This is a genomic window from Vibrio hibernica (assembly GCF_015223435.1).
Lineage (GTDB): Bacteria > Pseudomonadota > Gammaproteobacteria > Enterobacterales > Vibrionaceae > Vibrio > Vibrio hibernica.
Window position 1 is genome coordinate 1 of record NZ_VHKO01000128.1, and the last position, 1,196, is coordinate 1,196.

At 38.4% G+C, this 1,196-nt stretch carries 2 protein-coding genes; both read right to left on the bottom strand.

Going from position 1 to position 1,196, the window contains the following annotated elements; all coding sequences use genetic code 11:
• A partial coding sequence (locus tag FH976_RS15780) for an IS3 family transposase (protein ID WP_228767487.1) occupies window positions 1-806 on the bottom strand: 806 nt, incomplete at its 3' end.
• Window positions 803-1,196, bottom strand: a 394-nt coding sequence (locus tag FH976_RS15785; protein WP_194091724.1) for a helix-turn-helix domain-containing protein, incomplete at its 5' end; no start/stop codon positions are given. The genes FH976_RS15785 and FH976_RS15780, both read right to left, overlap by 4 nt.

The following is a 1,196-nucleotide window of genomic DNA, read 5'->3' on the forward strand; positions in this document are numbered from 1 at the left end:
GTCAGGCCTTTTAATTTAACCTTAATTCGAGCGTTGTTGTAGTAATCAATATACTCATCAATGCTCGCCATAAGTTGCTCTACGCTGTCAAAGTGGTAACCGTGGTACATTTCTGTTTTTAAAAGAGCAAAAAAGTTTTCCGCTACAGCATTATCAAGACAATTCCCCTTTCTCGACATACTTTGCTTAATTCCTTTTTCTTTCAGTTGATTACGATAAATATTATGCTGATATTGCCACCCTTGGTCGCTATGTAGAGTCAATGATGATGTTTTTCCTAATTTACTCGTCGCTTTCTCTAGCATCTCGGTTACGAGATGTAATTTAGGCGAAGTCGCGACAGTATGACTAATCACTTCCTGATTGAATAAATCGATAATAGGAGATAAATATACTTTCTCTCCCGCCACCTTAAATTCAGTTACATCCGTCGCCCACTTTTGATTTGGCTTGGTTGAGACAAAATCTCGCTTAAGGATATTCGGTGCAATACGTCCCACATCACCTTTGTAAGAACGATATTTCTTTGGTCTTACGGTCGATTTTAGCCCTAGCTTTGCCATTAAACGCTGGACCGTTTTATGGTTTAAGTGAATACCGTCTCTATGCAAAGCATAGCGAATACGTCGATAACCATAACGACCTTTATGTTTGTGGAATATCTTTTCAATACTCGCCATCTCGGTTGCATAAGGCTCAGGAGACTTCAATGCCTTGCATTGGTAGTAATACACGCTTTTAGGCAATCCAATGGATTGCAATAAGTGTTGGATTTTATGCTGGTGTTTTAGAGCTTGAACAGTCAACGCTTTTTCTTTGCTGCTTGACGTTTTAACTTGTCCAGCTCCTCTAACTTTTTTAGAACAGCATTCTCCGCTCTCAGGTAAGCCAGTTCCTCTCTCAATTCATCTAAAGACATGTCTTCATCAGATTTAGTCGGTCGTTTATTTAATTGAGATTTCATAGAGGATCTGCCTTTGGGTCGGGAATGTAAGCCTTGAATACCTGACTGATTATAATGCTTTAACCAAACAGAGATAGTCCCAGTAGATGAGAAATTGAATACAGCACTAGCATGAGTAATCGACCAATTATTTTTCCACATTAATTTTAGTACAGATAATTTAAAATCAGCGGTATTGACATAATTAAGTGATTTAAATGCTGATGTACCATGAATTCGATAGACTGTGGCC